The sequence below is a fragment of the Nonomuraea recticatena genome, assembly GCF_039533245.1.
GTDB lineage: Bacteria > Actinomycetota > Actinomycetes > Streptosporangiales > Streptosporangiaceae > Nonomuraea > Nonomuraea roseola.
In genome coordinates this window covers 58,044-79,549 of the sequence record NZ_BAAATE010000041.1, presented here as the reverse complement: position 1 = coordinate 79,549, position 21,506 = coordinate 58,044, and the positions used below count along the sequence as shown (strand labels likewise).

General features: G+C 68.9%; 19 protein-coding genes and 2 pseudogenes. 8 read left to right on the top strand and 13 right to left on the bottom strand.

The genetic code is table 11. The features are described from left to right. Both ABFX50_RS44195 and ABFX50_RS44190 read left to right on the top strand, forming a co-directional pair. Nucleotides 1–250: pseudogene (locus tag ABFX50_RS44195) on the top strand (transposase); the annotation flags it as partial. A gap of 551 nt (nt 251–801) precedes the next feature. Continuing rightward, nucleotides 802–1,503, top strand: coding sequence for a site-specific integrase (locus ABFX50_RS44190; protein WP_346155481.1), 702 nt, complete (start codon nt 802–804; stop codon nt 1,501–1,503). Between the two features lie 398 nt (nt 1,504–1,901). On the opposite strand, the gene ABFX50_RS44185 is transcribed toward ABFX50_RS44190, so the two are convergent. From ABFX50_RS44185 to ABFX50_RS44140, 10 genes are all read right to left on the bottom strand, one after another. Beyond that, a complete protein-coding gene (locus ABFX50_RS44185; RefSeq protein WP_346155478.1) occupies nt 1,902–2,657 on the bottom strand; it encodes a CAP domain-containing protein in 756 nt (251 codons plus the stop codon). 343 nt (nt 2,658–3,000) lie between these two features. Further along, entirely contained in the window at nt 3,001–3,243 is a 243-nt protein-coding gene (locus tag ABFX50_RS44180) for a hypothetical protein (RefSeq protein ID WP_346155475.1), read from the bottom strand. A gap of 182 nt (nt 3,244–3,425) precedes the next feature. After that, the gene (locus ABFX50_RS44175; RefSeq protein ID WP_346155473.1) at nt 3,426–4,256 is read right to left on the bottom strand and encodes a hypothetical protein; all 831 of its coding nucleotides are present in this window, start codon (nt 4,254–4,256) and stop codon (nt 3,426–3,428) included. Nucleotides 4,257–5,027: 771 nt separating this feature from the next. Further along, a complete protein-coding gene (locus tag ABFX50_RS51585; protein ID WP_379506929.1) occupies nt 5,028–5,597 on the bottom strand; it encodes a transposase in 570 nt (189 codons plus the stop codon). 230 nt (nt 5,598–5,827) lie between these two features. Continuing rightward, a complete protein-coding gene (locus ABFX50_RS44165; protein WP_346155468.1) occupies nt 5,828–7,105 on the bottom strand; it encodes a bifunctional DNA primase/polymerase in 1,278 nt (425 codons plus the stop codon). A gap of 79 nt (nt 7,106–7,184) precedes the next feature. After that, nucleotides 7,185–7,616, bottom strand: coding sequence for a hypothetical protein (locus ABFX50_RS44160; RefSeq protein WP_346155464.1), 432 nt, complete (start codon nt 7,614–7,616; stop codon nt 7,185–7,187). After that, a complete protein-coding gene (locus ABFX50_RS44155; protein ID WP_346155463.1) occupies nt 7,613–8,764 on the bottom strand; it encodes a hypothetical protein in 1,152 nt (383 codons plus the stop codon). The genes ABFX50_RS44160 and ABFX50_RS44155 overlap by 4 nt, the downstream gene beginning before the upstream one ends. 475 nt (nt 8,765–9,239) lie before the next feature. Beyond that, on the bottom strand, nt 9,240–9,551 hold the full coding sequence (locus ABFX50_RS44150; RefSeq protein WP_346155459.1) for a hypothetical protein: 312 nt from the start codon (nt 9,549–9,551) through the stop codon (nt 9,240–9,242). A gap of 629 nt (nt 9,552–10,180) precedes the next feature. Beyond that, nucleotides 10,181–10,387 (bottom strand): hypothetical protein, encoded by a 207-nt coding sequence (locus ABFX50_RS44145; protein ID WP_346155455.1) that lies wholly within the window; start codon nt 10,385–10,387, stop codon nt 10,181–10,183. 172 nt (nt 10,388–10,559) lie between these two features. Next, complete coding sequence (locus tag ABFX50_RS44140) at nt 10,560–10,748, bottom strand: helix-turn-helix domain-containing protein (protein WP_346155452.1); 189 nt, start codon at nt 10,746–10,748, stop codon at nt 10,560–10,562. Here ABFX50_RS44140 and ABFX50_RS44135 point away from each other — a divergent pair. The 6 genes and pseudogenes from ABFX50_RS44135 to ABFX50_RS44115 all read left to right on the top strand — a co-directional run bounded on the left by ABFX50_RS44135 (nt 10,704) and on the right by ABFX50_RS44115 (nt 15,567). Continuing rightward, nucleotides 10,704–10,868 carry a hypothetical protein gene (locus ABFX50_RS44135; protein ID WP_346155489.1) on the top strand — a complete coding sequence of 55 codons (165 nt, stop codon included), beginning with the start codon at nt 10,704–10,706 and terminating at the stop codon, nt 10,866–10,868. The genes ABFX50_RS44140 and ABFX50_RS44135 overlap by 45 nt on opposite strands. A gap of 27 nt (nt 10,869–10,895) precedes the next feature. After that, nucleotides 10,896–11,051: pseudogene (locus ABFX50_RS51580) on the top strand (helix-turn-helix domain-containing protein); the annotation flags it as partial. A gap of 171 nt (nt 11,052–11,222) precedes the next feature. Further along, entirely contained in the window at nt 11,223–13,352 is a 2,130-nt protein-coding gene (locus ABFX50_RS44130) for an AfsR/SARP family transcriptional regulator (protein WP_346155449.1), read from the top strand. Between the two features lie 152 nt (nt 13,353–13,504). Continuing rightward, a complete protein-coding gene (locus tag ABFX50_RS44125) occupies nt 13,505–13,738 on the top strand; it encodes a hypothetical protein (protein WP_346155446.1) in 234 nt (77 codons plus the stop codon). A gap of 91 nt (nt 13,739–13,829) precedes the next feature. Continuing rightward, on the top strand, nt 13,830–14,759 hold the full coding sequence (locus ABFX50_RS44120) for a TIGR03619 family F420-dependent LLM class oxidoreductase (protein ID WP_346155444.1): 930 nt from the start codon (nt 13,830–13,832) through the stop codon (nt 14,757–14,759). Between the two features lie 475 nt (nt 14,760–15,234). Further along, a complete protein-coding gene (locus ABFX50_RS44115) occupies nt 15,235–15,567 on the top strand; it encodes an NIPSNAP family protein (RefSeq protein WP_346155441.1) in 333 nt (110 codons plus the stop codon). Nucleotides 15,568–15,688: 121 nt separating this feature from the next. Here the strand turns inward: ABFX50_RS44115 and ABFX50_RS44110 are convergent, their stop codons facing one another. Genes ABFX50_RS44110 through ABFX50_RS44100 form a run of 3 tightly spaced genes read right to left on the bottom strand, consistent with a single transcriptional unit; the run spans nt 15,689 to nt 21,088 of the window. Then, nucleotides 15,689–16,600: a JmjC domain-containing protein gene (locus tag ABFX50_RS44110; protein WP_346155437.1), complete on the bottom strand. Its 912-nt coding sequence runs from the start codon at nt 16,598–16,600 to the stop codon at nt 15,689–15,691. A gap of 49 nt (nt 16,601–16,649) precedes the next feature. Next, a complete protein-coding gene (locus ABFX50_RS44105; protein WP_346155431.1) occupies nt 16,650–18,011 on the bottom strand; it encodes a lanthionine synthetase C family protein in 1,362 nt (453 codons plus the stop codon). Next, complete coding sequence (locus ABFX50_RS44100) at nt 18,008–21,088, bottom strand: lantibiotic dehydratase (RefSeq protein ID WP_346155429.1); 3,081 nt, start codon at nt 21,086–21,088, stop codon at nt 18,008–18,010. The genes ABFX50_RS44105 and ABFX50_RS44100 overlap by 4 nt, the downstream gene beginning before the upstream one ends. Between the last annotated feature and the right edge of the window lie 418 nt (nt 21,089–21,506).

The following is a 21,506-nucleotide window of genomic DNA, read 5'->3' as shown; positions in this document are numbered from 1 at the left end:
GGGGCTACGACCACGACAAGTACCGCCGCCTGGTGCGCGAGCTGCAGATCCGCCCGCTGATCGCCCGCCGCGGCACCGAACACGGCTCCGGCCTGGGCAAACACCGCTGGGTCGTGGAGCAGACCTTCGCCCTGCTGCACGCCTTCGACGCCTGCGCATCCGTTGGGAGGTCCGTGCCGACATCCACGAGGCTTTCCTCAAGCTGGCCTGCGCACTCATCTGCTGGCGACGCCTCACCTCATTGCGTTAGCAGCTCTAAGCGCCGCGTCGAACTCGGCTCCTGTGGCCGGCCTTACGGTCTCAATGCCAAAGACGAGCTCATCCAAGTACGGGCCTTCTACCTCGACATCGCGCAGTGGGCGGCCGAGGACCCAGCACGCTGGGGGCCATGGGCCGTGCCCTGTCCCATCAGCGACGACGAGATCCATAAGTCGAAGGAACGCAAGCGGCGCAAGGCGCGGATGGACCAGCGCACACACGAGCGACTGCCCGTCCTGCCCGTTCTGAGCAGCACCGCCGACCGTGGGCGACCGTGGAAGTCCTGCGCGCGACCGGCATCAGGATCGAGGAGATGCTGGAGCTCACCCACCACAGCTTCGTCGCCTATGCCCTACCCACCACAGGCGAGATCGTCCCCATGCTCCAGATCGCCCCGTCCAAGACCGACTCCGAGAGACTTCTGCTCGCTCCCCAGAACTGGCCGAGGTCCTCACCGCGATCATCTTCCGGGTCCGGCGCCACAAGGCGGCCCTGCCGCTGGTCTCCGCCTACGACGTGTTCGAACAGACCTGGAGCGCGCCAATGCCGTTCCTGTTCCAACGTCGCTACGGTTCCGAGGACCGGCCTATAACCCGCAGCTACATCCGCGAATGCATGGTCGCCACCTCCCAGGCCGCCCAGATCACCATCGCCGGTGAGCCGTTGGAGTGGCGGCCCCATGACTTCCGCAGAATCTTCGTCACCGACGCCCTGCGATCAGGGCTTCCGCCACACATCGCAGCCAAGATCTGCGGTCACACCGTCCTCGATACCACGATGGGCTACGCCGCGATCTATCTCGAAGACGTGGTCACTCACCATCGGGCGTTCATCGCCCGCCGCCGCGCCGAACGACCCAGCGAGGAATACCGCGAGCTCACCGCATCAGAGTGGGAGGAATTCCTGGCCCACTTCGAACTGCGAAAGGTCGGCCTCGGCGTCTGCGGACGCGACTATGGCACCCCTTGCGCGCATGAAAATGCCTGTGTCAGGTGCCCCCTACTTCGCGTTGACCCAGCTCAGCAGCCACGGCTCGAAGAGATCCACGCTAACCTAATCGACCGTCTCGCCGAGGCCAAGGATCAAGGCTGGCTCGGCGAAGTCTCCGCGATCGAGACCACTCTTGCCGCCGCCGAACAGAAACTCCAGGCCATGAGGGAAGCAGCCACCCGCAGCACCATGGTCGGCCTCGGTATGCCGGACACCCGCCGATCCGTTGGACGCTCAAGCGGACGCGGGACATGACGAGCCCGTCGTCACCAGGCCGGCCAAGCATCCCGCCTACACACGGTCCGAACCGCCCGCTACCTTGCTTCCGTGGCACTCAAGAAGATCAATGAGCGATGGGCAGGAGACAACCTCGAAGATCTGGTCGCCTACTTCGGTGCAGATCCGCACGAGTACCTGGCACCAGGTGGTGGCGGCACGCTGCGGCCACTGCACAGGCCAGGTCTTCCTCCTCGAAACGGACGAATCGTCCACATGCGTGCGGCGCACCTGCATCAGCTGCGATCAGACCGTCTACATGCTGGACGGCGAAGAATACTGGCCGACGACAGAAGAAGAGGACGAAGCCACGTACTTCGTCGAGTGCACCTGCGGCTCGGACGAATTCGAGACCGCAGTCGGCGCTGTGGGCGCGTTCACTCGTTGCAGTATCCGAACACCTGCACATAAGTCAGGCCTGGCTCGTTCGCTGGAGCGGTTGGGCTTGCGCTTCCCCAGGCGACCCCAACCTGTGTTTCCCTCCATTCCGGCTTCATGATGTTGTCGTAGTGAGGCTTGCTGCTCATCCATCGTTCGACCGCTACCCGCGGCGTTATGCTGGCGGCCCCCCAGCCTGTGTAGGCGTTCTCACCCGATCCCCATCCGTTCTTGCACCTCTTGTCGTAGCCAGCGTCCTGCAGACGGCTCGTCGGAGTTGATTTGGTCTGTGGATTGATGTGCGCGTCGCAGAGGCTGGGGTTGTGCTCTTGAGGCTCGCAATTCCCGACTTGCTCCTTCGTCCCCCACCAGCGCAGCGCGGCCGCCTGATTGGCATGAAGGTTCGCGGCTTCCGCCATGCCACCCGGCTGGTTGGGAACGCCCCGGCGCTTGATGGCTTTGGGGAAGCTCAACGTGGAGCGGCCCTCCCTCTGGCGTATCTCGTTGACGAGACAGATAACGGCGTTCCGGGCTTTCCCTAGTTGGAACCGGAAGAGGGCATTACCCGGAGGGGCGGGGGTGAAAGCAGACCGGGGTTGGGCAACCAGGTCGGCGTCCGGGCATGCGGTAGCGATGTGGCGGACGATGGTCGTGATCGTTTCCGGTCGAGTAGAGGCGTCTGCGACCGGCAGGCCCGCCATCACGGTGCTGGCTGCGACGATCGCCGCCTGCCGAAGGTGAGACGTGCGGAACATATGTTTCTCCCCATTGGCGAGGGGCTATACGCGCCATTACGTCATGCGTGAGTACTGCGCCTTTTCATCGTGACGCGAGCGCTGTCACAGAGATGCGACAGCAGCGTGACGGTGGCGTGACGGCGCGTGAGGGAGCGTCGCGCTGCTGGTAAGCCGCCTGGGATGGCTGGTCCTATGGCGGTGCTCCCCTCTTCGAGACCGACCTGACCCAGATAGTCAACGTGCCGCGCGGGCGTCGCGGGCTCGGCGCTGCGCACGAGCCGCTCCCAGATGAAGTGTCCCGACACCCTGGCGGACCCGAGCTCCTGGAGCCTGGCCAGCAGCCTGTGGCGCAGCGCGGACTTCACTCCCGTGGAGGTGCGCGCCGCGAAGATCCCCTGCCCCAGCCGAGCAGCGCGCGCAGCCCGACGACGGCCGCCAGGACCAGCAGCGCCCCGGTGGCGAACCTGCCCGACAGCACCCCCGCGAGCAGCTCGGCCTGGACGAGCACGAGCAGCCCCGCGATCACGGCGGCGGCCAGGGTGACGGTCAGATGCGCGCGTACCGAGCGCTCGGCTCGCATGAGCCGCAGGAGATCCTTGTGCACGAGCACTTGTCTGCCGTCGGCATCGGCCGACTGGATCAGCCTCAAGGCCTGCTTGGGTGCCCGCCACTCCGGCGCGAGCACCGACCAGACCTCCAGTAAGACAGCGGAGTACGCCAGAAACACACTGGGCCACCACATCCCTGCACGTCATCGGCATCCTGTCTGGCCAGGCTGGCCTGCGTTTAGGGATTCCGGCCCGTACCAACGCAGCTCGGACATGTGCGACTGTCTTTGAACGGGTCATTTCCGGTCCCGCCGCAGTAGTTGCAGGTATCGCCAGTCCTGCCAGGCTTGTGGTCGACCTCGTCGCTGTTCCTCCTCGGCAGCCAGCTGAACGTCTCTTCCTCTTGTTTGGCCCCGTCGTTGCTGCTGCCTTTGTTCTTGTCTCCCATGTTCATCTGGCGGCCTGGTAGATGGATGGGTCCGTCGGCGGGTACGAGACGGTGTCCGCCGTTGAGGGCGGCACGGGGGTCGAACTGGCGTCCGAGTCTGCGGAAGAGCTCGCCGGCCTGGCGGAGTTTGGGTGCGATCAGCCGTTCGAGGCGGTCGGTGAGTTTGCGGACGATAGCGCCGATCGTGGCACGGGCGGTGGCTATCGCGCGGGCGGCGTTGAGTGCGCCGGCGGGTCCGGCTGCGACGCTGGCGGCCAGTTGCGGGGCACACCAGGCCAGTTGGGTCACCACGCTGGTCTGGGCGATTTTGATCGCTATCGCGCCCAAGCTCAGCAGGCCCGCAGTCCAGCCGGCGGTCGTGGAGAGGTCACCGGAATCGCCACCGGCGGCGATCGCTTGCCAGTGCTGGTCGAAGGCGTCGCCTTCACCCCCACTGGTGGCCGCGGTGTACTGTCCGGCGGCCGATTCGGCTTCCTGCATGCCGGGGTTCGCATCATGCAGGTAGGTATTGATCGTCCTAGCCAGGCCCTCCAGGGCTTCTGGATCCCAGACGAACAGTTCAGCGGGCACACCGACCAGCGAGGCGACCTCGGCGTATTTCGCATACTCCGGATGGATCACCACGCGCCCCCGGCCGTGGCGCCACTGACCGGTACACCTACAGCGGCCTCAGCCTCCCGCACGGCGGCCACCGATGCGGGCATGCCGATGGCCGCGAAACGGTAATCCTGCCTGATACGGTCGGCCGCCTCCACCAACGCGCCAGTGAAATCATTCAACGCCGACACCCGTCAAAACCGTGAGACAGCCGCTCCCCAGCTGCGCCGTCGGCTTCCGCACCCTCGACCATCTGTCTGCCAGCCGACTCAGCCCCCCGCCCGCCTCAACCCGCATCCAGCAACACCCATCCGTCGTTCAGCGCCGTACCCCCGCCACGACCGCCGCGGCTTTCACCTACGGCCGGCGTTGGCCCAGCTAGTCCGGCCGCCCGTGTCTCTCCGGCCTCTGCCTTGCCCCGGGAGGCTACACGTCCGTATTCATATGAAACGTCGCCTTTCAAAGAAGCTTGAACTATGTGGCGACCCCCGAACCGCTCCCTTCCTGGCGTACTCCGGCTGTCCCCTCCAAGCCGTGCCGTTCGCCTCGGTGCCAGGTAGCTCCTCAATGGCCCAATCGGTGATCACAGGCGCACTTGATCCGCGATTTCGGGTGGCGGCAGCGGCTTCACGCCCCCAAGGGCTCGCCGGGAGCCACCAAAGTCCTTGGCGAACTGCTCGACCGGCAGCGGTGCCGGCAGCGGCCGCTCCTGGGCGAACCGCGCGCCGACGGTCTGCGGGCGCATCCGGATCCGGCGGCGCTCATCCTCGGTGTCCCACTCGTCGATCAGCGCGTTTAGCCGGCTATCGAGGCCATCTCGGGCACGGGGACCAAGTGAATTTCTGCGGAACCAGTCGATCTGGCCCTCCGCTCCGCCTTTCTCGTGCGCCCCCTATCAGGGGCGGCAGTAGAAGGCGTCGAGTCCCCAGTGACTGCGGAAGGCGACCCATCTCTTGTTCTCCACTCGGCCCCGGGTGAAGCCCAGCGCCTTGGCCACTGCGGGCCGCAGATTGATGTCCTATGGATGTCAAGCGGCAGAAGGGTGGTTCTCCTGGGCTGTCGGTTGTGGATGATCTGGTAGATCTCACGGGCCATGTAGCGCTTGAGGCAGCGGATCGATTCGCGGCGGGTTTTGCCGTCGGTGATGCGTCGTTCGACGTAGTCACCGGTTCGGGAGTTCCAGCGCAGGCGTGCCAAGACGATGGTGTGCAGGGCGGAGTTGGCTTGCCGGTCACCGCCTCGGTTGAGGCGGTGACGCTGGACCTTGCCTGAGGAAGCCTCGATGGGGCTGACACCGAAGAGTGCCGCAAAGGACGCCTCGCTGCTGAGTCGCTCGGGGTTGTCTCCGGCGGTGATGAGTAGCACGGCGGCGGTGTCCGGACCGACGCCGTAGGTGTCGAGCAGGCCGGGAGCGTGCTCGGAGATCGCGGCCGTGATCTGGGTCGAGGTCGGTGATCTCTTGGGTGAGGTGGTGGATGCGTTGCGCCAGGAGCGGCAGTGTGTTGGCAGCTGCCGAGCCGATGCCAGGCGGCGTGTCGACCGTGAGTTCCGCACATCGGCGGATGAGCTTGGGATTGCTCAGTCCGGTTAGTGAGTCACGGAGCGCCAGAGGTGATGTGTCGACGTCGGTGAGGCGCGCCAGCGTGGTGGCCATGAGGTGGATCTGCTGGCGGTGGTCTCCGGGGTGGTGGACATGCCTTTCTCCAAGCGTGAGGAGTGCGGTTGCCGGTCAAGCGTTGCAGGCTAGATGGCCGGCAACGGGTCTGCGGCGCGGGTAGCGCAGCTGGTAAGGGAAGGGAGCTTGTCCGCTGGTGGCGGCCTAGACGTGGTGGTCTGGATGAAGCGGGTGGCGAAGGCCTGCGGCCATGCCGGAGCGGATGATGCTCGCGATCCGTCGGCTCTGCTGCGGGCGCGCGGGTGGCCGCCTCGCTCAGGGCTTGCTCAGCCTCGTCTTGGCAGAGGCGGTCGGCGGCGACGAGTCCACCGGCGGTGTAGGCGGCTCGGTTGAGCTTGTCGGCAAAGCCGGTGCCACAGGAGGCGGCAGCGCATCCGGCGACGTCGTCGAGGAGGGTGGACAGGGCGAGCATCCCGGCTGCGGCCGAGACTTCCGTTCGCAGCTGGCGCTGGCGGAGGGGGACAGGTGGCGGACTGTCACTGGGACGGTGTCCGGTGCGGATCAGGTCGTGACGCAGCCATCCCGGCAGTGGTGCAGGTTGGCGAGTCCGGCCGAGCAAGGTGTAGGGACCGGCGCGGGTCGTGACACCGGGCGCGATGATGTAGCCTCCGTCGGCTCGCACGTCCACTTGCCAGGCCAGGGCACGCGAGGAGCAGGAACCGGTGGAGCAGGCGAATCTGTCATCACTGCCGAGCCGGTACCAAACGTGAAGGCCGCCTGAGGGGGTCCGGACACGCACCGTGGAGGTGTCGTGCGCGGGGCTATCGGCGTTGCGATGCTGGGCCAGCAGATGCAGGGCGTCGAAACCGGTGGCCACGTCGACCGGGTCGACGTGCGCGGGCGGGATCAGGCCGGGCAGGATCAGCCCTGGCGTGGGGAGGAGGTCGGCGTGCGTGTCGATATCGATGACGAGCAGACCGGACGGTGTCCCGCAGGCCACGCCCACGCCGAAGCGGGGATTGCGCCGCCACCACCGCTGGATGCGGGCGGTGTCGGTGGTGGCTGCGTGGAATCCGTGGCACCAGCGGCCTTGGCGGATGCAAAGGCATTCTCGCGGGTCGTGGACGGCTTCCTGGCAGGTACGGCAGTTGCGTGCGGGGGTCTTGGCGCCGGATGCGAGCGGGTGAATAGGCCATCCGTTGCCGGCACACCAGCGGGCGATGGTCAGCGGCGCAAGGCCGGAGATGGTGGTTGCCATCGAGGGCTCCCGGGGAGTGAAGGCCGCGATGCCGCCCCGACGGGCAGGGACGAGGCAGCATCACGGTTTCGGAGGTGGGTCAGTGACCGGCCTGCCGCAGGGCCGCAGTGGCGGCCTGGCCGATGGCCCGGGCGGCGCTGACCGGGTCGTGGGCTTGGACGGGCACGGCGCCGTCCAGAACCTGGGGGCGGCCGTCCAGGCAGAGCCACAGCACCGCGCAGCCGTTGCGGCGCAGCCGATCGACCAGGCTCTGCGACACGACGGCGGGGTCTTCCTCCTCGTCGTCGGATCCGCACAGGGCGCCGTCGGAGGCGATGATCAGCAGGCGGGCGTCCGGACTGCCGGACTCCGACAGCGATAGGGCTCCGTCCAGGGCGCGGATCGCCTCGGGCAGTACCACCGTGCCCTCAGGGGTGGACAAGACGGGCACGTGGCTGGGAGAGGCGCCTGGCCGGATGAGCGGGGTGACAGTGCTGCCCCACGCCAGGGCCGCCGTCTGGCCGCCGATCAAGCCGACGGCTTGGGCGCAGATCCACGCCGCGGCGGCCAGGGCATCCGCAGTGTTGCCCGGGAGCTCGACACGTCGGCGGCGAACCCCATCCGGAGAAACGGCTGCGGGATGCGGGTGCGCTGCCGCCGCTGAAACGGCTTGGCCGTGACCGGCAGATCTCGAGAGAGCTGCGCCGCGGCGGCCATCGCCTGGCGTGGGTCGAGGCGTCCGGGCGGCGCGTCGTGGGGCATCCACGCCACCGCGGCGGATCGGTGTCCGGCCAGCCTCAGTTGCTCCGCCAGGTGGGCGGCCGCGGCCTGTTCGGCCGCCGTCGGCGCGCGCAACGACTGCAGGGGGCTACTGCTGCTGCACGTGATGGGATCGGCGAAGATCTGCGCTGCTTGGCGGGCAGCAGCTCGTTCGGCGGCCTCGTCGGCCTGCGCGGCGAGGATGTGCGGGTTGGGCTGGTTGGCCTTCCAGGCGGCCTCGCGCTCGGCCTTGATCGCGTCGGTGGCGTCCTGGGTGACCGCGCCGGCCAGGTCGGCGACAGCGTCGAACAGGTTGTCGCCGCTGTTGGGTGAGCCGTTGCCGCCGGTCAGCCCTTCGGCCTGACCGCCGGTTGTCGCGCCGCCGCTGTGGCAGATGAGGCCTGGCATTGCGGGGTGCTCGTCGGGCTCGTCGTGCCAGCCCATGACGTCGGCGACGCGCTGCGCGATGGCGCACAGGCCTTCGACGTCGCCGTCGTCGAGCGCCAGAGCCTGTTGCCACAACGCGCGCAGCTCGTCCACGGTGGGCTGGCCCAACGTGGCCACGACGATGCTCTCCACGGCGACGGTGTCGCTGGGCTGCAGGACGCCGACGTCGATGCGGGCCAGGACGAGAAGGGCGGCTACCAGCGCGCGGGCGCGCTGGTAGCCCTCATCGGCGTCCGGGTCGGTGGGCGGAAACTGCAGGATGTGCCGAGCCGCGGTGCGCAGCCAAGGGGCGGCGCCGGGGGTGGCGCGCAACTGACCGGCCTCCACCCAAGATTCCAGCAGGTAGGTGGCGATCGCCATGATGCGAGGGGAGGGCGACCGGTCGCGTATGGCCTTCAGGTCCCAGCACGAGCGGGCGTGCCCGCCCTCGTGCGCGCACACCCCGATCAGGACCGGCTGGTCGAAGCGGCGCATGGGGTGGGTGGGATCGATCTGATCAGGATGAGCCCCATTGACAATCAGGCGGCTGGTCCCCCTCTTGCAGCCCTGCTCGACGGAGCTGTCGAATGCCTCAGGTCGGGATGGGGGTCCCGTCGACGCCAGGTGGTGTTCGCTCCCTGCTCAGCCCGTGACATGGCAGTGGGGCGGCCCGTCAGGGCCGCCCCACTGCCGGGGTGCGTGGTCCTTTACGGCGTCATCAGGGTGCAGCCGAGCCAGGTCCTGTTGGCTTCCGGGCTCCCAGATCAAGTCACGGCGCGGCACCCATGTGATCGCCCCTCGTGGCGGCGGGCGGTAGCTGCGGTCGGATTCAATGGAGGATCCGCGCGCGAAGTTGCGCGCGTCGGCGTCGACCAGGTGTTTGTCCGGATCGAGGAACTGGTTGACCTGCTCGTCAGCCCAACCACGCCGCTGTTCGCCGTTGTCAGACCAAGGGGCTACGTGACGGTCTTCAGCCATCGCGGCCTTGGCCGACCATGCTGCCGTCGCCCGATCTGCCGCTCAGCGGGATGCCCGCGAGCTGCTCCAGCTCGGCCAGCGACACCGGGATCGCCTCATCACCCGCCATCTGCAGCACCTGGTCCCTCAGTGTCTGACTGAGGATCTGCGCCAGCTCGGCGGAGATGACGTACGCGATGGCGCCGTCGGCGCTGGCGATCGGCAGGGGCTCAGCTGTGATGCCCGCATTGGCGATCTCGGCGACCTGCTCGGCCAGCTCGCCGGTGACGATCAGCGGCTGGGATTCCTGGTTGGGGGAGATCATGCATCCCGTTATAGCTGGTTTGCCCCTCCTTCCAACAGTCTTAACAAGGCTGGTCAAGTTCTTGGGCGACCTCCGGCGGACGTTGCTGGAGTGGCCCACCTGGTGGGCAGCTCATGCACTGATCAGGCCAGGTGGCGCAACGATGTAGAACCGGTGCGAGCACAGCCACCAGGCCTCGGCTTTGCCGGGAGCGGCCAGCTCCCGCTGCCAGTCCGCTCGGCTGACTTTGATCTCGTGAACGTCGATGGTCCGCCCGCGTGAGCCCAAGCCCACCCTGGGATAGCCGCAGCGGCGGCCGCTGGTGCCCGGCGCGGGCACTTCCGACAGCAGCTCGCCGTCTCATTTGACACCAGACAGTACTCAAGTTCTGTCTGGTATAACGCCTTTGCCTATTCGACGGCCTGCGAGGCGATGGCACAGTTGAACCGCTACACGCCTTGGCGAAGTCCGATCCGCGCCGCCGTCGCCCCTGGTCCCCCGGGGGCGGCCCGCCCGCCTACTGCGGGCCCGGTACGGCAGTGCGGCCTCCACGCCCACCCGCGGGAGCCGGGCCTCGATCGAGGCCCGGCTGCGCCCGAAGTGCTCCATCAGCCTGGTGATGCTGGCGCCGGGCGCTGCCGCCAGCTCCTTCAGCCGCTGGTCGTCTTCGTCGGTCCACGGCTGGCGGGAGTTGCGGTGTTGCTGGCGGCGCTCCTCCACCTGGTGGCTGAGCGCGGAGCCTTGCCGAGAGCGGCCGCACCGGAGGTCAGCAGCTGCACGACCAGCGCCAGGTCCTTCTCAGGCAGCGTGCCGTGCAGCTCGGCGATCTGCTCGCCGTTGGCATCGCTGCCGGTCACCTCCACTCGGTGGCCGGCGTCGACGGCTGCACGTGCAGGTCGTAGGTGCGGCCGTCCTGGCTCATCTGCAGGTGGAGCTGGGATACCGTCACGGGCTTCTCCATTCTCCGGGGGTAGTCACAGACGTGCTCGGGACTTCTGCCAGCTGGCCTGGCCCGGAAGGGGTTGAGGCCTATGCGCCTGGCCCGAGTCGGGAGCGCCCGGTCGAGGCGCCAACCGCGGGGCGGCCGCCGTCCTCCAACTCGGGCACGTACTTATAGATGGCGGAGCGGCTGACACGCAGCAGCCGGGCGATAGACGCGACTGTGGCGTCGGGATGGGTGAGCAGGGCGCGGGCGTGCCGTATCTGCTCTTCGGTCATGGCGGGTGGCCGGCCGAGGCGTTGTCCGCGTGCGCGGGCGGCGGCCAGGCCCTCCTTGGTGCCCTCGATGATGAGCTCGCGGATGAACTCCGCCAGGGCGGCGAAGACGGCAGGGTCTGACGACGGAGGCGTCGGGGTTGGCGAGTCGTGCGCGGATCGTGTTGGCCTGCGCCAAGCCCGGGAGCCAGCAATGCGCAGGTGGCGCGGGAGCTCGGGATTACGGTGACCACGGTGAGCAGGTGGCGGGCGGCCTTTGCGCAGTGCGGGATGGACGCCCTGCGCGACCGGCCCTGGACGGGGCGGCCGAAGGCCGAGCTGACCGTGACCGCCCAGGAGCGGGCGACGCTGCAGAGATGGTCACGGCGGGCGAAATCATCGCAAGCCATGCCCCTTTTGGACACGGTGGCGTCGGGCAGTGGAGGACCCAAATCCAGCCAACCTTCGCGATCTTGCTGCCATAGGAGCGCAAGCGGCATGGTCTGCTTCGGGCAGGTCACTAAGGTGCTGCAAATCATCGGCGACGTCTCGGCAACCCACCACGACGGAGCCGGAAGGTTGCACACCGCAGGGGGATCCGTGTCTGACCGTCGGGCTGAGTTTCGCATCCTCGGGCCGCTGGAGGTCGAGATGGGGGGCAGAGGCGTGCCGCTGTCGGCGGGTAAGCAGCGTATTCTGCTCGCTGGGCTCCTGCTGCGTGCCAACCACATGGTGTCCACTGCCGAGCTGATCGAGTACGTCTGGGACGGCGTGCCACCGGCCGGCGCTCGAGGCGCCGTGCAAACCTACATGGCACGCGTGCGCGGTTCCTTGGGGAAGGCTTGCCGGATCGTCAACCATGGCGACGGTTACCTCATAGAGGCGCCCGACGCCTCACTCGACCTGCACCGCTTCCGAGACCTGGTCGCCAGGGCCGAAATGGCCTCCGGAAACGATCCGACCGTGGAGTCCGGGTTGCTGCGCCAGGCGCTGGCGTTGTGGCGAGGTCCCGCGCTCAGCAACGTGCCGTCCGAGACCCTGCGCACACTGGCCGTGCCGACTCTCGCCGAGGAGCGGCTGCACGCTCTGGAACGCTGCGTTGAAGTGGATCTGTCCCTTGGCCGGCACCGGCACGTACTGGCCGAGTTGCGCGTGGTCACGGCCGAACACCCGCTGCATGAGGGCTTTTGGGGTCAGCTCATGCGGGCTCTGTATGGAAGCGGACGGCAAGCGGAGGCCTTGGAGGCGTTCCGCACGCTGCACCGGCTGCTGCGCGATGAGCTCGGCATCGAGCCAAGCGAATACCTCCAGCGCCTCCACCATGAGATGCTCCTCGGCCGGACGCCCATCGCGCGGGAACCGAGAGACACCCTTCATACCGGCCCATGGTCTGCGGCGTGTCACCTGCCGCTCGAGATTGGCTCCTACGCCGGTAACGCCGAGTTGATCGATGAGGCCACTTCCCGGTTGGTGAGCCGGGACGCTGGGACGGTTCCTATCGTGGCAGTCTGCGGTGCACCCGGGACGGGTAAGACGGCGTTCGCCATCCGGGTCGCGCACCGGATCCGACATGCCTTCCCCGACGGCCAGTGGTTCGTCCGGCTGCGCCGCGCAGATGGAGCACCCCGCGACCCGTTCGACGTGCTCGCTGAAATGTTGCTCGCCGCCGGGCTCGACCGTTCGCGCATACCTGATGATCTCGACGCGCGGGCGGCGCGACTGCGCGCCGAGATGGCCGACCGGTCGGCGTTGCTGCTGCTGGACGACGCCGCCGACGCGGCACAGGTGAGGCCGCTGCTGCCAGGCACCGCCGGTTGCGCGGTCGTCGTCACCTCCAGGTTGGACCTCCGCGGCCTGGCGGCGCTGTGCGACGCCCACATCGCCGTGCTGAGCGGCCTGCCGCGAGAGTACTCGGTACGCCTGCTCGCCGAACTGACCGGCAACGGGCGCGAGGCCGGAGACGACACGCTGGCGGAGATCGCCCGGCTCTGCGGCGACCTGCCGCTGGCTCTGCGGCTGGCCGCGGCCAACATCGCTGGCCGCTCCCCAGCCGAGGTGCTACGGTACGTGGCCGCGCTGCGGTCGAGTGACCGGCTTTCCCTCCTTGCGGTGGCGGGCGACCCAGAGGCGTCGCTACGGGCGGCGTTCGATCGGTCTTATGTGGCGCTGCCCGCCCCTGCCCGGCGGCTGTTCCGTCTCCTTGCGATGGTGCCGGGCGGCGACTTCACCGTGGAGGCCGCTGCTGCGCTGCTGGGTGCGCCGTCCTATGAGGTCGACCCTCTGCTCGCTATCCTGACCGCCTCCCATCTGCTTCGGCGCATCGTCCCGGATCGCTACCAGCTCGACGAGCTCTTGCGGTTGTACGCGAGTGAGCGGCTGACCGCGGAGGAAGCCCCGACTGCCACGCTGGCGGGCGCGTCGACTCGTCCTCCGGGGCGGGTACTTTTGAGGGACCGGGCTGATCAAGCGACACACCAAGCGGATCCTCAAGGACGTCCTGCGGCCGAAGCCCGGGTCGTTGCGGTCACTCCGACGATTCCGGCGACGCCACGCCCGGGCAGGACGTGGTCGACCTCGGCACCGGCCGCCCAGCTTGACCCGACAATGGAATGTGGCCAAGCTTCCTGAAGAAATCCGCTCCAGCCTGCGTTTCTTCGCTTTCTAGCTTGCCAACGGCACTCTGGACATGGAGTTGCTCGAAGACATCGGCTACCCACCGGCATTGATGGAGAGGCAGGGCCGGGAATGGGGAACAGTTGGATTCTCTGCCAGGTCTCCCGGTGGAGCGGGCCGCGCCTTTGGTGACGGTTCTGGACGGGCACCCGCACACGCTGGTCTTCCTCACCACGATCGACGAAGTGCCTGCCACCTCGCTGGGTGTCACGGGGTTCGGGCAGTCCGGTTCTCTTGAGAACCGCTACTGCCGCCGCGGTGACGCCGACAGCATCCTCGGCGCTGGTCTCGGTCTGGTCGAGCGACTCGGACGCCCATGCTCACGGCTGGCAAAAAGGTGATGAAATATGGCGGATTTTCCGCTTTGGCTCTGGAGCGGATTTCGCGAGGATGACTCGGTTGCCGAATTGCCCCCGCGAACGTGGAGAAGAGATGGATCTCGGGGTTGCCTTGCCCACTTCGGGCCCGTATGCCTCGGTGGAGGCTGTCACGCGGGTGGCTCAGGAGGCCGAGCGGTTGGGCTACGGAGCGGTCTGGACGTACGAGCGCCTGTTGTTCCCGGCGGCCGGTGCCACTTCTAAGGGCCTACCCCAGCCGCTCCCTGACTACTACGCCTCGACCTACGAGCCGATCGAGACGTTGAGTTACGTGGCGGCGTGTACCGACCGCATCAGGCTCGGCACCAGTGTGGTCAACGCGGTGTTCCACAACCCCGTGGTGCTCGCCCGCCGTTTTGCCACCCTCGACCAGTTGAGCAGTGGGCGAGCCATCGCGGGCCTGGGTCTGGGCTGGATGGACCAGGAGTATGAGGCGGTAGGCGTGTCGCAGCGGACCAGGGGCGAAGCGCTGGAGGAGGCGATCACGGTAATGCGGGCCGCCTGGGACACCGACCCGGTGAGCTTCCATGGCAAGCACTACACCATCCCGTCGTCTGCGATCAATCCCAAGCCGGTTCGGCGGGCCGGGGTGCCGGTGGTGCTCGCTGCGACCACTCCAGCCGCTATCGACCGGGCCGCGCGGCTGGCCGACGGGCTGAATTCCATCGCGTTCTCCTACGAGGCCTTGACGGAGGCCGTCACGCGGTTCCGCGCGTCGGCGGCCGAGGCGGGGCGTGATGCCGCGAATCTCCAAGTTGTCGCGCGCGCCAACACCGTCCTCACCTCAGAGGATCTCGATGGGCAGCGTCCGTTCCTCGGGGGTTCGGCCCGGCAGGTCGCCGCCGATCTCGAGCGGCTCGCCGACCTGGCGGTCACTCACGTGCTGTTCGCCGACATGGCGTCCGCCACGTTGGAGGACGCGCTGCGCCGCCTTGCCGAGTTGCGGGAGGCGGCTTCGGCGGTTGAGTGGCGAACCTCCGCCTGAAGGAGGGGCAAGCAGCTTGATCGCGATATGTGCCGCCTGGCTGTTCGACGGTGGCCCCGGCTACTCCCCCGGCTCCACCTTGCCCAGTGCCATATGGCGGGCGGCGAGGCAGGCGCCGGCCGGGGTCGCCGCCGTCCACGATCTCGGTGACCGTGGCTTTCTGCCGTTGCGGGTTCGGGAGGAAACGGCGGCTGATCGTGAGTCGGGGCCGAACGATTCTCACCGCCATCCCTCCCTGACTACATCCGATGGGACACTGCTGGTTCCTGCAAGCGAGACGAGCGGTATCGACGGCGTTCGGCGAGCGGTCCAGGAGCGGGGTGTCTGTGGTCTCGGCCGGCGGAGGGAAACAGCCGCCACTTTTCGACCGGATCCTCCACCGCGTTACGGGTCTCGTGGTGGAGGTGTAGTCCCCGTACCTGGCTCGTTCGCGGCCTGAGCACGGCCGCAGCTCCCACATGACGAGGAGAAACGCATGGTTCTCGAACTCCGTACCTACCGTCTCAAGCCTGGCACCCGCGCTGACTTCGTTCACGTGATGACCACGCAGGTCGTTCCCCTGCTGCGCGGGCACGGCGTCGACGTGGTGGATTGCGGGGCGTCGCTGGTGGACGAGAACGGCCGGGAAGAGGCCTACCTCATTCGAGCCTTTCCCTCGCTCCAGGCGCACCGGGAGCAGGAGGAGGCGTTCTACAACAGTGACGCGTGGCTGCGGGGCCCCCGCGAGGAGGTCGTCTCGCGGCTGGAGGGCTATCACTCCATAGTGATTGAGGCGTCACCCGAAGCCGTGCAGGCCCTGCGCGGCTGACGTCCAGGGGATCGCGAACGGCGTACCGGAGAGTGGACGGAGACGGCCTACGCGTCATGGCCTGGGCCTCGCCGCGCGACCAGGTGCCCTGACCGGGGGCGGCCCGCGGCGAGGGGCCGCGTCACCTGGGCCAGGGAAGGCTCGGGGCGACATCCGGGATCGAAGCTCCGGCCTCGATGGCTGCTACCAGCGCCTCGACGTCGACCGGCGCCTCCCTGATCCTGCGCAGCACCTCCCTGATCGCGTCGGCCCGGCCCTCGCGGTTGATTCTCAGCCGTTCCTGCCCGCCGAAGACCGCACTGACCTGTGCCGCCCACGCCTGCACGACGTCGGTGAGCCGTGGCGTCGTCACGATGACCGACAGGTGCAGCGAGCCCTGCGACCCCGCGAGAGCTCGGTGCCCCATGCCCATCGGCACATACAGTCCCTCGCCGGCGCGTAGCTCGATCTCCCTGGTAACGGTGTCCTCGCCGGGCATGTCGTTCGCGGTCCAGTCGTCACCGGTCGGCAGGTCGTAGAGCGTCCATCGCTTGGTGCCTTCCGCCTGGACGACGAAGACGTGGGCCGCGTCGCGATGAGGCGCGCTTCCGTACCGGTCGGGCGGGGTGAGGAAGGCGATCGCCTGGACTCGTGCGGCCAGTGTCCGCCCCAGTTCCGCACAGAGGCCGGCGACACGCCCGTCCCACATCTCGATGCCGGTCATGGAGAGTGTGGCGCCCTGGTCGATGATGGCGGCGACACGATGCGGGTCGGCGCAACCGGTGTGCCGGTGCTCTCCGATGATTCGGGGGCGGGTATAGCTGCTTGGATGCACCGGTTCGCCGCCATGACTGAGACTGAACTGGGGATAGCGCAGATTGCCGTAGGTGAGCCAGCTCTCCACCTGTTGACGGCTGATCAGCGCGCAAGCCTCCTCTGACAGTGTGAAACGCAGGGCGCTGCCGCCCCACTCAAGGCTGTCGAGCTCATCCTGTTTGCCGAAGAGTCTCCCCCACACCGATGCGTCGCCATCCATCTCGTGCTGCGGCTCCATGTCTCCCACCGATCGTCCATTCCGTCGTCGTCGCCGCCGCGATGTCACTTCACCGCACGAGCAGCGCCGCGTCCCAGCCACTCGCTGTCGGCTTGTCCTCCGCGAAGGCGTGCAGCGCCAGAGCGATGCCCGCGGCGCCCTCCAGGAAGCCCGGCGTGTCAATGGTCTCGTGGTGGACCAGAGTGGCGGCTCGGAAACCGAACGGTGCCTCCGGGTCGTACAGGTCGAGGGTCCGTTGCGCGAGCCGGGTGGCGGCGTCGGCCAGCTCGGCGTCGCCCGAGTCTCGGGCCACCAGCCGCGTCAGGTGCAGCAGGCCCGCCCACCCGTGGCACAGGCCCGCATCTTCGGCCCCGTGTCGCTTGTCTGTCAGGGTCAGCGTGCCGCGCAGCGCCTCTACGGCGAAGTCACGCCAGTCCGTCCGGTCCAGCGCCATGCCGGCCAGTTGCAGGGCCCGCGCTGTGCCCGGCACGCCGTAGCACCAGCCGGAGCGGCCGCGCGGCAGCTCGGCGGGGCGGGTGTCGAACTCCTGGCGTTCCAGCCAGGGGGGCCAGTACGCGCCGCCCTCGTCAGCGCGATGCCAGTCGAGTAGCCAGTCGGCGATGCTCGCCATGGCCTCGTCCTGACCTGGTACGCGCACGCCCGCGTGCCAGGCCAGAGCCAGCAGCGCCAGCGGTCCCGCAATGCCGTGGGCGAGCCCGAGATTGCCGTGGCCCTCGTACCCGTCCACCATCTGGCCGTCCGGCGCGTGCCGCACCCACCAGCCCGGCAGCGCCGCGTGCGCTCCCGCAAGCGGCCTGGTCAACGCGACGAGGTAAGCGAGGATCTCCGCCAGGGCCGAGCGGGCGTGCTCACCGTCCCGGTCGAGGAGGTGACGTCCCACGCCGGTCACGCCGGTGACGACGTCGTAAGTCATGAAGTCGGTGCCGGCCCGGCCGGCCTCGATGCGCTCCCGTTCGGGGCGCAGCCAATCCGGGACCCAGGTGGCGGCGCGCTCGTCGAGCCGGGTGAGGACCGATGCGTACTCGCCGGGGCGGCGCACCGCGCGCGAGGCGGCGAAGGCGAGGGCGAAGGGGCCGACGTACAGACCAGCGGTCTGCGTCTGGGCCGCTTCTGCTGCGGCCTGCCTCAGATGCCCGTGCGCGACCTTGCGGTAGGCGGCGTCGGTGTGTGCCAGCTCGGCGTAGAGCAGGGCCAGGGCCGGGTAGCCGTCCGTGATGGACACCGGGTGCCAGACCGGCAGACGCGTCCCGTCCGACAGCGGGCGTGTGTTGTCCGGGGCGGCCGCCCGCTCGGCGACGGATCGGGGGTCGGCGAGCCGGTCGGCGAGGTCGGCCACGACCGCGGCGGCCTTGGCGCGTGTGCCGGTGTCCTGCTCGCCGTGCGGCGGGGCGGCGGTCTCGGTGGGGGTCATGCCATGTATCTCTTCCGTGACAGGTGCGCTTCGACGACGCCGCGCAGGATGGCCAGCGTCCGCCGCTCGGCGGCGGGTCGGATGCCGACGAGCCGGTTGTGGTGCATGTGCAGCAGGCTGGTGACCACCGTGAAGCGGGAGCCGCTGAGCCGGTTTCCAGCCTCCGCCTCACGGACGGTGTTCCCGTAGGCGGCCAGAGCGGGCCGCCGGGCTCGCCAGGTCTCCAGTAGCTCGGCACCCCCCGGCAGGGAGGCCAGTTCTGGCCAGTCGCCGTCCGGGTCGATGAGCTTGATCGCGTTTCGGCGCACCGCCTGGAAGGCGGCGTGCTGGTCGCCGCGGGGCATCCGGGACAGCAGCCACTCTTGCCAGTCGGCGTCGCCCAGGCCGCGCAGGATGTCGGCGTAGTTGGCGGCGACCAGCAGCTCGGTGTCGATCGTCAGGTCGCGCTCGCGCAGGCGGAGCTGGGCCAGGACCGCTGCGCTGTCGGCGGCGAAGAGCCGTTCGGCGGCCTCTATGGTGGCGGCGCCGCCGTACCTGGCGACCTCGGGTTCGTACGCGTCGAGCACCAGCCGCGCGGCCAGCCCGTCGTGGCACAGCGTCTCGGCCCACTCGCGCAGGGCGGGCAGCAGGCGGGCGTTCAGTTCGGCGGGATCCCCGTGAAAGCGCAGCCGCAGGTGCGGGTCTGGGTCCGCGTAGCGGATGAAGAACCAGCGGTCCACGGAGCCGGGCAGGTCGGCGACCAGATGCGGCAGGTGCCGGCTGAGGAGCTGGTCCTGCCGGGCGCGGGTGCTGTACAGCTTCGCGTAGAGCCATTCGCCGCCCGGCAGGTGCCGCGGGCGGACCGCCAGGCCGCGCGGGACGTGCCTGGCGGCGCGGCCGGCACGGGTCGCGAGCCTGAGGGGAACGACGAGCTCGTTGGCGTGGCCGTCCAACCATCCTGTCTCCGCGACCGTGCCTGGCGGCTCGCAGACGACGGTGTCGTGGCGGCGGGTCAGCTCGTGCCGCAGCAGGCGGCGGTGCAGCGGTACCGTCAGGTCGAGCTCCACCCGGTGGTCCGCGATCGTCACCTGGACTCGGTCGGGCACCCGCCACCGCGCCCGCCAGGCGTCGAGGCCGGCCGACCACGCGTCGTCGTCCAGGTCTCGGCCCCGGAGGCTCGCGTCGACCCGCCACCGGGCCGGTGCCAGCACGGTGCGGCCGTACCGGACCGTGGGCAGCCAGGGCAGCATCTCGGCGGCGGTGCCCCACGACCAGCCGAGCAGGTGGCCTTGGGCGCTGTCGGCGATCTCCCGGATTAGGCGAACCGCGTTGGCGCTCAGCCAGGTGGTGTTGAGCATGTGCGGCGAGATCGCCACAAGCTCGCGGCCGTGCGCGGCCGACACCAGGAACAACCGGTGGTCGTCGGCCCCCACCAGGAGGTCCCCGGCGCCGAGCACGCGCGGATCGGAGCGCTCGGCGAATGCGCCCACGGCGAGGATGTGCTCGCAGACCTCGGGCACCTGGGCGACGTTGGCCAGGCGGGGATTCACCGGCTGGAAGACGAGCTGCGCCCGGACCGGTCCGGGGTGGCCGGACGGTGCCTGGGGTCCAGGGGCCATGGGATAGCCACCCTCGGGGAACAGGTACGCGAAGCGCCCGTACACCGACCCCGCCATCGAAGAACCCACCGCGGGGGCGAGCGTGAGCCGGAATCGGCCTTCGTCCAGGTCCTTCGCCGATTCGGCGAGCACGTGCACACACAGCTCAGCGGATTCCGGCGGGGGCATCAGGGGCTTCTTGTCACCGGCGAGCCGCTTCACCGTCGCGTCGTCCAGCACGACCTCGGCCGAGCCGTCGAGCAACGCCCGCAGGGCCAGCTCGGCGAGCAGTGCGTCGCGCGCCTCCCGGCGATCGTGGACGGGCTTCGCCTGGCGCTCACTCTCCGGCACCATGTATCCGGCGGGTACGCCGAGACCCCGTTCAGGGTCCACGAGCTCGGTGAAGGGCACGAGCTGCTGGGTGCCATAGCGTTCGAGAAACGCCTCGCGATACTGCCTCAGATGCGCTGGGACCGTCTCGGCGGGAGACAGCCGCAACAACGCCGCGGCCGCCGCCGCAGCCTCCTCGGCGACCTTCCCTGGCAGCGTCACGTCGGCGTCGAAGCGCAGGTCCACGTGGATTGGTGGCTTGTCCGACGGCCGCAACGCGCGCATCGCGCCGATGGCCGCGCGCCAGGTGGAGCGACCCTGGCCGGGTGGGTGCTCGGCATACAGATCCAACGCTGCGGCGATCTCGCGCAGCCGGTCCACCTCGTCCAGGCCGTCCACGGCGGCGACCTTGGCGAGCACGTACGCCAGCGGGTCGGCGCTGCTCAGCGGCGGCCGCAGGTCGGTGAGCAGGATCTCGCGTTCCACGAGCTGGCCGAGCATGGTCTCGACGGAGTCCGCGGACGCCCGGGAGTAGGCCGCCGCCAGCCGGTCGAGCAGCTCGGCGTACGGGACGGGACACGCCGCCCACTCCAGCGCCAGCCGTACCGGCTCGGTGTAGCGGACCGACAGCTCCTTCGCGTTCCCCTCGGGGCTGTCCGAGCTGCCGCGCCGCACGTACGGCAGCACCAAACGGTCGCCGCGCACGACGCACAGGTCGTTTGCCACCACGCGCAACTCCCTGCGGACGCGCGGGTCGCGTTCCCAGTCGGCGAGCAGCGCGGCGAGCCAGCCGGCGTCTGGCCGTACGCCCTTGGTGTGGGCCTCGCCCATCCGGACTTTGGCCGTGTCGCCGAAGTCGGCGAGGGCCACCCCGGCGAGCAGGCCGAACGGGGTGGGGCGGCCGGTCATTCGCAGCAGGTATCGGGCCGTCGCCAGCGTCGCGCGCCGCCGCTTGGTCTCCTCGACGGGGAGGCCGGCCTCGATCCGGTCGAGTGTGCCGGCCAGCGAGTCGCTGGACACCTCCAGGGCCTCGCGCAGCCACTGGTCGTGCAACGCCTCAGCCAGGAAGTCCTCGCCGTCCCCGCCGACCCCGGCGGAGTGTGCGACGGGCGCCGCCGGGACACGCAGCAGGGCGGTGCCCGCGGCGGCGAAGCGCGGCTCGTAGTTCATGCGAACTCCCTGATCGTGGATGGAACGCGGCCACCCTAGCCAGCGGTCCCACCCTCGTCGCCGCTCTGGCGAGCCGCGTGATCGGCACGTAAGCGGCGCGTACCGACCGCGTGAGCGGACTGCTGGATGCTGATAGCAGGTCGCTCTCCGCCTGGAGGCGGCCATTCGTGCGTCGCCCCAGCATCGGTGGGGCGAGGATCCGTTCGATCGACGATGAGGAGCGATATGCCGCCCACAGCCCTGTCCGACGAGGATCTGCTGTTCGACCTGGACCTGGAGGTGGTGCCCTCGGATGGGCAGCATGACACCACTATCCACGCATCAGGCAATGGTTACGTGTGCACGACCGGCGTCTCGTGGTCGTGCCGCACACAATGCGGGGGTACGTCTTGTTATCAGTCGTGCACCTGCCAGACGT